Origin of the sequence: Pontibacter pudoricolor, from assembly GCF_010092985.1 — a bacterium.
Classification (GTDB): domain Bacteria; phylum Bacteroidota; class Bacteroidia; order Cytophagales; family Hymenobacteraceae; genus Pontibacter; species Pontibacter pudoricolor.
The window spans coordinates 3341550-3354764 of the sequence record NZ_CP048106.1 but is presented as its reverse complement, the minus strand read 5'-3'; the positions used below and the strand labels follow the sequence as shown (position 1 = coordinate 3354764).

Annotated in this window: 13 protein-coding genes; 6 read left to right on the top strand and 7 right to left on the bottom strand. The window is 47.1% G+C overall.

Annotated elements, in window-relative coordinates:
• Positions 1-4: 4 nt before the first annotated feature.
• Together GSQ66_RS14540 and GSQ66_RS14535 are read right to left on the bottom strand one after the other, a co-directional pair.
• Positions 5-316, bottom strand: coding sequence for a hypothetical protein (locus tag GSQ66_RS14540; protein ID WP_162428131.1), 312 nt, complete (start codon positions 314-316; stop codon positions 5-7).
• An 80-nt stretch (positions 317-396) separates the two neighbouring features.
• Positions 397-1257 carry an SDR family oxidoreductase gene (locus GSQ66_RS14535; protein WP_162428130.1) on the bottom strand — a complete coding sequence of 287 codons (861 nt, stop codon included), beginning with the start codon at positions 1255-1257 and terminating at the stop codon, positions 397-399.
• A gap of 130 nt (positions 1258-1387) precedes the next feature.
• Here GSQ66_RS14535 and GSQ66_RS14530 point away from each other — a divergent pair, with 130 nt between their 5' ends.
• The 6 genes from GSQ66_RS14530 to GSQ66_RS14505 all read left to right on the top strand — a co-directional run bounded on the left by GSQ66_RS14530 (position 1388) and on the right by GSQ66_RS14505 (position 5716).
• Positions 1388-1642, top strand: a complete 255-nt coding sequence (locus tag GSQ66_RS14530; protein WP_162428129.1) for a 4a-hydroxytetrahydrobiopterin dehydratase — start codon at positions 1388-1390, stop codon at positions 1640-1642.
• Between the two features lie 143 nt (positions 1643-1785).
• Positions 1786-2472: a 16S rRNA (cytidine(1402)-2'-O)-methyltransferase gene (gene rsmI / locus GSQ66_RS14525; RefSeq protein WP_162428128.1), complete on the top strand. Its 687-nt coding sequence runs from the start codon at positions 1786-1788 to the stop codon at positions 2470-2472.
• Positions 2438-4120 (top strand): apolipoprotein N-acyltransferase, encoded by a 1683-nt coding sequence (gene lnt / locus GSQ66_RS14520; RefSeq protein WP_238395706.1) that lies wholly within the window; start codon positions 2438-2440, stop codon positions 4118-4120. The genes rsmI and lnt overlap by 35 nt, the downstream gene beginning before the upstream one ends.
• 38 nt (positions 4121-4158) lie before the next feature.
• Positions 4159-4962, top strand: coding sequence for an inositol monophosphatase family protein (locus GSQ66_RS14515; protein WP_162428127.1), 804 nt, complete (start codon positions 4159-4161; stop codon positions 4960-4962).
• A 34-nt stretch (positions 4963-4996) separates the two neighbouring features.
• Positions 4997-5188 (top strand): FeoB-associated Cys-rich membrane protein, encoded by a 192-nt coding sequence (locus GSQ66_RS14510; RefSeq protein WP_162428126.1) that lies wholly within the window; start codon positions 4997-4999, stop codon positions 5186-5188.
• A 189-nt stretch (positions 5189-5377) separates the two neighbouring features.
• The gene (locus GSQ66_RS14505; RefSeq protein ID WP_162428125.1) at positions 5378-5716 is read left to right on the top strand and encodes a hypothetical protein; all 339 of its coding nucleotides are present in this window, start codon (positions 5378-5380) and stop codon (positions 5714-5716) included.
• Between the two features lie 56 nt (positions 5717-5772).
• On the opposite strand, the gene GSQ66_RS14500 is transcribed toward GSQ66_RS14505, so the two are convergent.
• From GSQ66_RS14500 to radA, 5 genes are all read right to left on the bottom strand, one after another.
• Positions 5773-6705 carry a mechanosensitive ion channel family protein gene (locus tag GSQ66_RS14500; protein WP_162428124.1) on the bottom strand — a complete coding sequence of 311 codons (933 nt, stop codon included), beginning with the start codon at positions 6703-6705 and terminating at the stop codon, positions 5773-5775.
• 36 nt (positions 6706-6741) lie between these two features.
• Entirely contained in the window at positions 6742-7764 is a 1023-nt protein-coding gene (locus tag GSQ66_RS14495) for an SPASM domain-containing protein (RefSeq protein WP_162428123.1), read from the bottom strand.
• Positions 7765-7869: 105 nt separating this feature from the next.
• Positions 7870-9051: a baeRF3 domain-containing protein gene (locus tag GSQ66_RS14490; protein WP_162428122.1), complete on the bottom strand. Its 1182-nt coding sequence runs from the start codon at positions 9049-9051 to the stop codon at positions 7870-7872.
• A gap of 1158 nt (positions 9052-10209) precedes the next feature.
• Positions 10210-11631, bottom strand: coding sequence for a peroxiredoxin family protein (locus GSQ66_RS14485; RefSeq protein ID WP_162428121.1), 1422 nt, complete (start codon positions 11629-11631; stop codon positions 10210-10212).
• Positions 11632-11785: 154 nt separating this feature from the next.
• The gene (gene radA / locus GSQ66_RS14480; protein WP_162428120.1) at positions 11786-13165 is read right to left on the bottom strand and encodes a DNA repair protein RadA; all 1380 of its coding nucleotides are present in this window, start codon (positions 13163-13165) and stop codon (positions 11786-11788) included.
• Between the last annotated feature and the right edge of the window lie 50 nt (positions 13166-13215).

Sequence of the window (13215 nt, the reverse complement as noted above, 5' to 3'; positions counted from 1 at the left end):
TTGATCAGGTTCCTCTTCCTTCGTCTTCGGTGCGCATGTTATCCGGTGGTGGCGTGCCGTCGTCGGCAAAATCGTTTACACCGGTGGCAGACGGCCCTTCAGAAGCGGTATCGCTGCCAAAACCTTCCTTGCCATCGCGGTTACCGAAACCACCACGCTGATGCTCGTTCTTCGGTGGATCTGCACCTGGTATAATATGCCCTGCGCGCATCTCCAGTTCACTTGTATCATCTTCTATAACCCGCACCGGACGGCTATGCCCGATATCTTCTTTATGCGGATCTTTATTGGCGTTGTTCTCTTTATTATCAGCCATAGTTGTTGGTTTTATTAAGTCTGTAATCAGGGTAGTGTAACCTGTTTTACTCCATTTCTATAGTTATGGTTGAGTAATTGCTACGATCCTACCTGTTCGCCGCCATTAACATGTATCACCTGGCCTGTTATGTAAGAGCCATCTTCTGAAGCTAAAAAAACATAGGCCGGCGCGACTTCAGATGGCTGTCCGGGGCGCTTGAGCGGCACATTCTGTCCGAACTCTTTCACTTTTTTTGCGTCGAATGAAGCAGGGATAAGCGGTGTCCAGATAGGGCCGGGAGCAACGGCATTTACACGTATTTTTTTCTCAGCTAAGTTTGCAGACAACGATCTGGTAAAGGCCGTAATAGCCCCTTTGGTCGATGCATAATCCATGAGATGATCGCTGCCCCGGTAAGATGTAACCGAAGTGGAATTAACTATAGCACTGCCTGCTTTCATATGCTCCAGGGCGGCTTTCGTGATGTAGAACATGGAGAAGATATTGGTCTGGAATGTCTTCTCCAACTGCGCTTTGGTAATATCCTGTAGCTCTTGCTGCTCGTGTTGCTCGGCGGCATTGTTGACCAGTATGTCCAGTTTGCCAAGCTTTTTTATAGTTTGTTCCACTGCTTTCTGGCAAAACTTTTCATTTCCAATATCCCCGGAAAGCAACAGGCACTTTCTACCTTCCTGTTCAACAAGCTCTTTGGTATCAATAGCATCCTGGTCTTCGTTCAGGTAAACTATAGCTACGTCGGCTCCTTCGCGGGCGAAGTGTACGGCCACAGCTCTGCCTATTCCACTGTCTCCACCGGTTATCAGGGCTACTTTGTCTTTTAATTTGTCGCTGCCTTTATAGTTGTCCCGGATAAATTCGGGTTGAGGAGTCATTTTATGTTCTTTGCCAGGCTGGGTTTTCTGCTCCTGGGCCGGTAATTTCTTCGGTTTGTTTTCCATAGTTTTGGTAGCTTTAGGTTTGTAGCTGCAATCAATTCAGTTTTAAGCTATACGCCGGCAATTTTTAACGCGTTGCCAACCCATCATTAATCCGCTTTATAAAGTATAAGCAACTATAACACGATAAACTATGTGGAAAGAGACAGACAACAAACTACACCGCAGCCTTACCTTCAAGGATTTTAAACAGGCTATGAAGTTTATGCAACAGGTGGCAGAGGTAGCCGAAGAAATGGACCATCATCCGTGGTGGAGCAATGTGTATAACAAGATCGAAATCGAGCTGACTACCCACGATGCCGGCAACACTGTAACCAAGCGCGACATTAAACTGGCCCAACGCATTGATGAAATCTACGATCAGATAACGGCCTCTGAACTATAATTATTAATGGCTTATTGTTGATTGTTAGTAGTGTGGACTTATAGTTTTACTTTAAGCTGCTCTATAGTTAGCGTAGGCTCATTTACACGAGTGTACAAGCAATCGGCAATTAACAATCAGCAATTAAATAGTATCTTTGCAGCATGCAGGAACCTGAAAAAACGAACCTATACCTGGTGCCGACACCCATTGGCAACCTGGAAGATATAACGCTGCGTGCCATACGGATACTGAAGGAAGTAGACGTGATTCTGGCAGAAGATACCCGAACCAGCGGCAAATTGCTGCAGCACCTGGGCATTGAAAAGCGCATGCACAGCCACCACCTGCACAACGAGCACAAAGCCACTGCCCATATAGTTGACAGACTGAAAGCCGGTGAAGTGATGGCGCTTATTTCGGATGCCGGTACGCCTGGCATTTCTGACCCGGGATTTTTCCTGGTGCGCGAGTGTTTGAAGAATGACCTGAAAGTAGAATGTTTACCGGGGGCTACTGCTTTTGTGCCAGCCTTGGTTAAGTCAGGTTTCAGCACCGACAGGTTTACGTTTGAGGGATTTCTGCCTATAAAAAAAGGCCGCCAGACGCGCCTGCAAAGCCTGGCCGAAGAAGAACGGACAATGATTTTCTACGAATCGCCGCACCGCCTGCTTAAAACGCTAACCCAGTTTAAAGAGTATTTTGGTGGCGAGCGCATGGCATCCGTTTCACGTGAAATATCTAAAATGTTTGAGGAGACTCTAAATGGGACACTCGACGAACTGATACAAATCTTTACAACCAAAGCAATCAAAGGTGAATTCGTCATTGTTGTACAGGGTAGTAAATAGCCCTTATATAGTTCCGCTCCTGGCCCTGCTTACCGGGCTTTTACTCTGGCTGGGCTGGCCAACCAAACCAATGGCTTTTTTCCTGTTCTTCGGGTTTGTGCCGTTGCTGTACATGGAGAAAACTATAGTTGAGAGCGGGAAGCACAAGTCGCCGGGCTTTACGTTCTTTAAGTGGTCGTATGTGGCAATGGTGCTGTGGAATGCCTTTACTACCTGGTGGGTTTCGCACTCTACCTTGCCAGGCGGTATAGCAGCGGTGTTGTTTAATGCAGCCCTGATGTGTATCCCGTTGATAGCCTTTTACTTTACCCGCAAATACCTGGGCAACACTATCGGCTATATCTCTTTTGTAGTTTACTGGGTAGCTTTTGAGCAGTTCCACCTGAACTGGGACCTTTCGTGGCCGTGGCTTACGCTGGGCAATGGCTTTGCCACACTTAATACCTGGGTGCAGTGGTACGAGTATACCGGCTTTTTAGGGGGCTCGGTGTGGGTGCTGCTCGTAAATGTGCTTATCTTTTTGGTGATAAAAAATTACCCGCAGGAGCGTGTGGAGCTTAAAAAACTATGGTTGCCACTTGTGCTTATAGTTGTGCCTATAGTTATCTCATTTGCTATCCTGGCTACTTATGAGGAAAAAGGCACGCCTACTGAAGTAGTGGTAGTACAGCCAAACATCGACCCCTACCGCGAGAAATTCTCGGGCCATGAGAACTTTATCCCGTACGAAGAACAGCAGCAACGCCTGATCAGCTTATCAGAACAAAAAATCACTCCCGAAACCAAGTTTGTAGTATGGCCGGAAACGGCGCTGCGCCAGGACCAGGGCTATTGGGAAGAGCAACTCCATAATTACCAATCTATACAGGAGCTAAAAGATTTCGTGAACCGCCATCCGCAAACGGAACTGGTTACCGGACTCGACAGCTACACTTTTTACGGCGACAACAAAGATGCCAGCCCAACCATCCGCCACCTGGAAGGCTTCGGCTATTACGACTCCTTTAACTCGGGCATGCACATCAACCGCAACGGCGAGATCGACATTTACCATAAATCGAAGCTGGTGCCAGGCGTAGAAAAGCTGCCTTACCCGGAGGTGTTTAAATTTTTAGGGCCGCTGGCGATAGATTTAGGCGGCACCGTAGGTAGCCAGGGCAGCCAGGACACACGCGATGTGTTCTACCACGCTCAGGACAGCACCTTCAGCGCCGCGCCGGTTATCTGCTACGAATCTATTTATGGCGAGTATGTGGCCGAGTATGTACGCAACGGAGCTAACCTGATATTTGTGATCACCAACGATGGCTGGTGGAGCGACTCGCCGGGTTACAAGCAACACCTGCAGTATGCCACACTCCGCGCTATTGAAACACGCCGCAGCGTAGCCCGTGCAGCCAACACCGGTATTTCAGGCTTTATTAACCAGAAAGGCGAGATAACCGACCGCTCTGAATGGTGGGTGCAGGATGTATTATCGCAAACTATACTGGCTAACACCGAACTGACCTTTTACACCCGCCACGGCGAGTACATTGGCCACACAAGTTTATGGCTGGCACTGCTGCTTTTTGCAGGTGCTATAATTGGCGCTGTCATCAACAGAAACAAACAAAAGCCCGAGGCAAAAGTAGCAACCCGCGCTTAACCTGCGTAACTATAGACTTTGCCACCTAACTATAAACTATGGATCTGCAGCAACTTTGCCAACGTGTAATTGAAATAGCCCGCCACGCCGGAGACTTTATAAAGCAGGAAGCCGAAAACTTTGACCGCTCTAAGATAGAGCTGAAAGGCTTCAACAACCTGGTGTCGTATGTGGATAAACAGGCCGAAGCACAACTGGTAGACGACCTGCGCGAAGCGTTGCCCGAAGCAGGCTTTATAACCGAAGAAGAAACGGCAACGGAACGGGGCGAAACCTATAACTGGATCATCGATCCGTTGGATGGCACTACTAACTTTACGCATGGCCTGCACCATTTTGCGGTAAGCATTGGCTTAATGGAAGGCGACGAGGTAGTGCTGGGCGTGATCTATAACCCGATGCACAACGAGTGCTTTTACGCCACCAAAGGCAATGGTGCTTACCTGAACGACAAGCAGATCAAAGTCTCGGATGCGCCAGGGTTGAAAGACTCTTTGATAGCAACCGGCTTCCCGTACTACGATTTTGACCTGACCCAGCAATATCTGCAGGTACTGGGCGCTTTTATGGCTACCTCGCATGGGGTTCGCCGCATTGGCTCTGCCGCCCTGGATCAGGCATACGTAGCTGCCGGCCGGTTTGAAGGCTTTTTTGAGTATAACCTGAATGCCTGGGACGTAGCTGCCGGAGTAGTTATAGTTCAGGAAGCAGGCGGTGAGCTTTCTAAATTTACGGATGGCGGCGATTATATTTTCGGGCGCGAAATTGTGGCCAGCAACGGCAACATCCATAAAGAAATGCTTAAAACGATTGCTTTGCACTGGAAACAGGCGCTTTCCTAAACTTTTTATACCGGCTTATAGTTGTAACAATATCATGGTACAGCAAATCATCATTCTCGTACTCTTTGCAGTGGCGGTAGCGTATATCGCCCGTATGTTGTACCGCACCTTCAGCAGCAAAGCCGAAGGCTGCGCCAAAAGCTGTGGTGCCTGTGGCGGCATCGACTTTAAAAAGATAGAGCAGGAGATGGAGAAACGAAAGCGGGCTGCTTTGCCCAACGTTTAAAACTATAGTTCGCAACTATATCTATATAAAAGCGCTGCCCGTAAGGGTGGCGCTTTTCTTTTTACAACTTGCCTTAGATTACGCAAGGCTATTAATTTATAGTTCCGCACATAACCAAAGTCACAATTTGCGTATAGTTCTATAGTCAATCTGCTATCCAATAACTGAATTAACTTAACCTAAAATATCATGCAAGATAAAATAGAAGAAAGATCTTTAGTAAATGTGCTTAACCGCCTGCACAAAGACGGTTACAAGTATGATTTTAAAGTATCCGGGGAAGGTAAACTGTGCACTATGGAAAACAAGGACGAGTTTACGCCGGACCAGGTACGCATTGTAGACTTTTATCGCTTCGAAGGTGAAAGTAACCCGGATGACATGTCGATATTATATGCTGTTGAGACAAGCACCGGACTGAAAGGAACTATATCGAACTCTTACGGCCCTTATGCTGACACTGGTGTAGACAATTTCCTGAAACAGGTAGAGGACCTGGGCAAGAACCTGGATAAAAAAGACAAATAAACAGAAGGGCCAGCTACACATAGCTGGCCCTTCTGTTTTATAGTTTATAGTTGTGCTTAGCTTCCTGCCTTGCCTCCCTGATCACCACTTCTGACAGCTACTTTAACAGCACCCAGGTAATCAGATAATTCGTTGCCGTTTTTCGTGTTTAATCCAAGCGTACGAACAGGAAACGGAATCACAATCCCGCGCTCGTCAAAAGCCTTTTTAATACGGATGATCGCATCGCTTTTAGCACTCACATAATCAAACTGACGGGTATAGGTTACCCAGAAACGGGCCTTAAAGTTAATGGAGCTTTCGTCAAACTTATCGTATACCACTTCCACGTCGCGGGTCTTTACACGGTTCTTAACATCCTGCAGCGCTTCAATTACTATTCGTTGTACCTGCTCCAGGTCCTCGTTGTATGAAATGCGTGCATCCAGGTCTACGCGCCGGATGCCGTGAAAAGAATAATTTGTTACCGGGTTTTCAAACACCATCTTATTGGGCAGCATCACCAGTTCTCCGGTCACTTTCCTGATATTTACAGTGCGTAATGAGATGCGTTCAATCACACCAAAATAGTCGTTTGTTTCGATCATATCGCCGACACCAAATGGTTTCTGCACCGCTATTATAGTTCCCGAAATAAAGTTGGCCGCAATATCCTGAAACGCAAAGCCCAGCGCCAGACCAACTATACCCACACCGGCCAGCAACGATACCACAATGTTATCCAGCTTCAGCACACTCAGCACCAGCAGGAAGCCCACCATCAGAATAGCCAGGTACAGGAGCGTGGAAATAAGGTTGTTAAGCGCAGGACTATGTGAGAAACGGGTAATTACTCTCTCTAACCCTTTACGGATAATGCGGGCTATATAAAAGGTGATAACAAGTATAAGTAGCGCCAGGAAAAGATTAGGCAACATCAGTACAAGGTGCCTGCCCCATAGTTCCAGCTTGGTGAGCAGCAGTTCTAAGGCTTTGTCAATATCATTCATAGTGTAGAGGTGTTTACCTGAAGGTGAGGCCGGTATCTAAGCCCATACTCTGGTTCCTTCCGTACAGTTACGGCACATTTCAACTTCCGCCCTTGAGCGAAGCACTGCCTGCCTGAAGGCAGTATACTTTTCGTTGCGCCAAACCCGGCCGAACTGCTCTTCTTTCAGGTCTCCGAACCGATATTCTGCATCCTTATCAAAACAGCAGGGCACTACCAGGCCGTCCCAGGTTATAACGCACGAATGCCACATTTTCCAGCAATGATTCAGCAGTTTATTTTTAATGCTATAGTTGCCGTCACCGTTGTTTTTGTAGCGGGAGTAATAATCTATAGTTGGGATGAGCGGGGAACCGTGTTTATAATCATAGATCTGGGCAGTCTTGAAAACAACTTCATCTACGCCCAGTTCTTTTGCCAGCACTTTTACATCCTCCAGCTGGTGCTCGTTTGGCCGAACCACCAGGTACTGAAACATGATATGCGGCGTTTTAGATTTCAGCGTCTTTTTCCACTTTACCACGTTACGCGTTCCTTCCAGCACTTTATCCAGTTTGCCGCCTATACGGTAAGCAGCGTACGTTTCCTGGGTCGTGCCATCTATCGATACTATAAGCCTGTCCAAGCCTGATTCTACTGTTTTGCGTGCAGTTTCATCGTCTAAATAATGTGCATTGGTAGAGGTCGCCGTATAGATTCCCTTTCTGCTGGCATAGCTTACCATTTCCAGGAACTGCTTGTGTAAATAAGGCTCGCCCTGGAAGTAAAAGATAAGATACAGAAGTTTGCTGTGCAGTTGATCTATAATGCGGCGGTATAGTTCGGGTTGCAGCATGCCGGTTGGGCGGGTAAACGAGCGCAGGCCACTGGGGCACTCGGGGCAGCGCAGGTTGCAGGATGTGGTTGGCTCCAGGGATATACTTACCGGTAAACCCCAATGCACTGCCTTGCCTGTTGCTTTCGCATATAAATAACTGCTTACTACCTGTACTGCGTTAAACGCACGCTTCCAAGTCATCTTCGACAAAAAATTAAGCCCGTCTGTGATGTGTGGGTTCATGTGGAAGTAAGTAACAGTGTGGAATATCCGCCAAAAATTTAGGGGCAGCCAAGCCGGCTGCCCCTAAATTATAGCAAAGGACTTAAAAAGCCCAATTTATAGTTGTTAGTATCTGAACAGCGCTTTTACATTGGCACTGCCTTCTGTTCCTTCGCTCAGACCGTTGTAGCTGCTTACAAATACACGTCCGCCCTGTGCCAGGGTTTTGGTAGCTGCCAGGTTCACCAGGTCATCATCACCACGGTGGTATTCATCATGTATCTCTGCTACGGCATTTTTTGCATCGTATCGGCCCCAAACCGGTTGGCCAGGAGCAATAAACAGCGTTTCTACACGGCCATGAACAGCTTCGGCAGCTACAGTTGCAATATCTTCAGAAGTAACGCCTGTACCTGCCACATTCTCGTAACGCGATAGCGAATCTGTATGGTTTTGCTGCATCAGAGGTTTAACTACAGCAAGCGCTTTCTCATGCAACCCGTTGGCAGCATCCGCATTTTCGTTGACATGGATGTTTTCCGGAACGATATTTTTATACTTGCTATGCGCTTTAAAGATACTGCAGTAATGATCCACGCCTGCCAGTACCAACGGAACATGTTCGTCGTGCAGTATCTGCTGCAGGCTGTTATCTACTTCAATCATAAACTCACGCACACGCTCATGCTCTTCGTCGCCTTTGGTTGAGCCGGCACCATGCACAATGTTAGAGCCGTTTACTGTAGCAGTAGAGTTCGTGAAATCCTGATCTTTGCCTTTTACATCAAACTTGAGGGCTTTGTTCATAGTATCCGGCACAAAGGAGCTAATATCTATCGCTCGCATTCTATCCAGGGTAGCTTCATATAAACCGATCTTTTCGCGGTTCAGGCAAAGTATAAAGAAACGCCCGTTCTGGCTCAGTAGCGGAATAACAGGCGTAAAATAGAACTGATCCAACACATATACTACATCCGGCATGGTTATAGGCAACGTATAGTGCGCCGAAAAGCCTTTGGTAATAAATACAGCCAGGCCCTCTGCCTGGTGGCGCCAGAAATTACCATCTGCCAGTAACTCTTCTGCCGGTTTCATGTAAGCATCTATCTCCGCTTCAGGCACATCATGTCGGGCTAGCAAGTTTCTGGCCTCTCTTATTTTATTTTTGAAGAGTATCTGGTCGTTTCCATTCAGTGTTTCGTGTCCGGCCCGGTGAGTAGGTATAAAAATAGAGATGCACAGCGCATTCTTAGTGTTAGTCTGCACATTAAGTAACTTCTCAATGTCTTTTCTGTGGATTAATGCCATATGCTTTGCCTTTTAAGTATTGTTTTTAGGTATTTACTTGGTTCGTCAAAAACATCCATGCTTCAGCAGAGGGATGAATCTAAAGTACGCAGTAGGATAAGCAACGGTTATTTTAGGTTGTACTATTGGTTTATAGTTGACTGGTAATAGTTCTTTGCTTTATTGTCATTTAAAGCGAAGTTGAGACGAGAGTTGTTTAGAGCCAGCGGAGCAATAAGGTTCTTAATCTTCCTAAAGTTTCTCTTTTGTCATTTCGAACATTCTTGAGACGCGAGTCGAAGAGAGCCAGCGCAGCTGTGAGAAATCTGGGTTCTATAGTTGGCTACTCTACTACCTGAACCAAGTCTTCCTTTCATAGTTACTTCTAATCCTGGGAGCTCTACTAACCTATAGTTCTATAGTTAGCTTTGGTGCCCTCACGGCCGGGAGGCCCCGTCTTCGGGCATCGCGGCCGTGTACATTTCCTTTGCTCGTTCCTCGCAATGCCTAACGGCACCGGAAATCTACAAGGCGCTCAACCCAAAGACTGTGATCAGTTCGATAGGTAAACTATAGTTGAGCGAAGCTCTATTGCACTTAGCTTTACCGTGGCTATAATTCCGTAGGGACAGGTCGCGACCTGTCCGATCCCGGTCTGTAACTATAGAACTATAGCTTAAACGATAGCAACCTTAGATTTCTCACTATGTTCGAAATGACAGATTGAAAAGCAGTAGTAGCAAGCCCCCCTTTGAAGGGGGCAGGGGGATGACAAACGGAAACTATAAAACAAAAAACTAAACTATAGCAACTTCAGAAATTCCCCTCCCGGGAGGGGCAGGGGTGGGTTAAAACGCCAACTATAAAACAATAACAAACCAGAGCAAAGGCAGAAAAGCTCCTTCCCCTGTTCTGGGGGTAGGGGCCCTCTTTTAAAGGGGAAGGCTGGGAAGGGGTAAAACGCCACCTATAAAACCATTGCTCCAACTATAGCAAAAAACCTAATCCTGAAAATCCATTAATCCTGAGAATCCTGATTCAGACAAAACTCCATCTTCTGACTTGGGGGTAGGGGCTCTCTTCAAAAGAGAGGGCTGGGGTGAGGTACAACTATACACAAATAAACCGCCCGACACCAAAGGCGCCGGGCGGTTGAACGGGTTTAGGGTAGGGTTGGGGTTATTTGTTTGTGGCCTGTCCCTGCTGGCTCAGGTGACGCAGTATATCGTTAGCAGCTTCGCGGTCGCTGGGGCGGCGGGCTTTTATAGTTACAAACCGACCTTCCTCATCAATCAGGAAGTAAGCCGGCACATCTTTCAGATCGTAGCGTTTCACAAGTTCAGCATCCAGGCCTTTCAGGTATAAGTGTGTGCCCAGTAGCTGCTTAGCAGTTACCATCTTGCGCCATTTTTCTTCCTCATCATCCAGCCCCACATTTACAAACACCACATTTTTATCCTGTAGTTGTTTGGTAAGCGCCTGCATGTGTGGCAGTTCTATTATACATAAGCCGCAACCAACCTGCCAGAAATTCAGGTACACCAGTTTACCTTTAAAATCACTGAGCGCTACTTCTGAGCCATCTATACTTTTTAACTTAAGGTCAGGAGCCAGGCTACCCAATGCGTTTTTACTGTTCTGAGCAAGGTAATTCTCCAGGAAAGCTACTACTTCCTGTTGCTTACTGCTGGTTTTATAGTCTTGCAGCATTTCTTCGGTATGGCCGACATGCCCTTTCTGAACGGATTGTTTCAGGATATTTGCCTGCGCCAGTAAGCGGGCATTGCCTTGTAGCTTTTCAGCAGCTATCGTATAGTTCTTTTTATAGTATAGTTTGTCGGTCTCCGTAAGGCCAGCGGCTTTAGTATAGTGTGCCGTATAGTTGCGCAGAAAAGCGATATACGCCGGGCTTATCGCCAAACCTTTGTTCATATCCAGTTCATCAAGAAAAGCATAGAAGGAAGCTGACGGAGCTACATAGTTTTTGCTGGCACCTACACGCTGGCGCAGGGCCGGGTAGGTTACTTTATCGTTGGCGTAACCATAGTCAATTTCTGAGAGGGCAAAAGCTTTAAATTTATCTGAAACCGGGTTTTTAGCAGTATACTTTTCCAGGTTTTTGAGCTGGTCTTTTTTGCGCAGGTCCAGGAATTCGGTAAACTCTTTTTCGTTCAGTTTAATGTTGTCGGGCAGTACCTGGTAGTCTTCCACTTCATCGAAACGGCGGGTGTATTGTGCCAGGTAATTGTTTTCGTTTGCGCCTTTACCTTCGAACTTTATAGTTTTCAGGAACTTATCTCCGTTAAAAGTCAGGGTTAAACTATAGCCAGGCTCCAGGTAAACAGGCACCACTTCGTTATCATGAACCAGTTCGGCCAGCGTAGTTTCTGTAACCGGAATCTCCAGTTTAAAGGTATTGCCGCTAAGTGCTACAGTAGTTTCTTTTTCTTCCGGAATGAGCGGGTTCGGGTAAGTAATGACCGTAACCTCATCGGATAGCGGATTAGTAATTTTACCCCTAATAATGGCTTTGCCTTGCCCGTAAGTATAGTTTACCAGCAGCAGCGCAGCCAGCAACAGCAGTAATTGAATTCGCTTCATAAAAGGTCAGGAAATAGAACGTTCAGTTACTTTAGCCCAATTTATTGGATTTATGTAGCTGAACATCAATTAGCTAACTATAAATTCCGGAGTAAGGCAAATTACTTCACAAAACTCAAAATGCTATAGTTGCTCTTCTATTACTGCAAATCATTTAGCCAAACAACTCACTGAACACATCTTCCAGTTTACTGAAGGCATGCACCTTAATGTTGAACTTACTAAAATCAAGCCCTTTCTTGTTGTATTTAGAGATGTAGATGTCGGTAAATCCTAATTTTTCGGCTTCTGATATGCGGTTCTCTACGCGATTTACAGCCCGTATTTCGCCACCCAGGCCAACTTCTGCAGCAAAACAGGCCGTGTTTGGTATTGCCAGATCTTCGAACGATGACAGGATGGAAGCGCAAACTGCCAGGTCCAGGGCAGGATCTTCTACTTTAAGGCCGCCGGCAATATTCAGGAACACATCCTGGGCACCCAACCTGTAACCACCCCGTTTTTCCAGCACGGCCAGCAGCATGTTCAAACGTTTACCATCGAAGCCGGTGCTGGTGCGTTGTGGTGTGCCGTAAGTGGCAGGAGTTACCAGGCTCTGCACTTCAATTAAAAGCGGCCTGTTGCCTTCCAGCGTAGCACCAATACCAATGCCGCTGAAAGCATCTTCGCGCTGCGAAATCAGGATCTCGGATGGGTTACTCACTTCGCGCAGGCCCGCGCCCATCATCTCATAAATACCCAGCTCCGATGTAGAGCCAAAGCGGTTTTTAGTAGTGCGGAGAATACGATAGGTCATGTGGCGGTCGCCTTCAAACTGCAGCACGGTATCTACCATGTGCTCCAGAATCTTTGGGCCGGCCAGGTTGCCTTCTTTGGTGATGTGGCCAATCAGGAAAACCGGCGTACCACTTTCTTTGGCAAATTTTAAAAGCTCGGCCGTGCACTCACGCACCTGGCTCACACTTCCTGCGCCAGCTTCTATAAACGACGAATGAAGGGTTTGTATAGAGTCAACTATAAGCACCTGGGGTTGCAGCTGCTCAATTTGTTTAAAGATATTCTGTGTCCCGGTTTCGGTTAATATAAAGCAGTCGGAGGTGGCTGTACCAATGCGCTCAGCACGCATCTTGATCTGCTGCTCGCTTTCTTCGCCGCTTACATACAACACCCGCATGCCCCGCAAACTCAGCGCTATCTGCAGCATCAGTGTCGATTTACCAATACCTGGTTCGCCACCGATGAGCACCATAGAGCCGGGCACAATGCCGCCTCCTAACACGCGGTTCAGTTCCTGGTCTGTGGTATCAATGCGCTGCTGCTCCTGAAAGGTAATATCCGCAATTGGTTTTGGTTTACTTGCCACCTGTGCCGAAGTGCTTCCAACTTTCCAGATGCTTGTCGGGGTCAGTTCTTCGCGCTGTACTACTTCTTCTACGTAGGTGTTCCACTCGCCGCAGGCCGGGCATTTGCCAATCCATTTTGCTGATTGTGCGCCGCAGTTCTGGCAGAAGTAGGAGGTTTTTATTTTAGCCATGTAAGGTTGATTCTTGTTGGGTTTATAGTTGGCAGAAAGGAGTTTTTTGC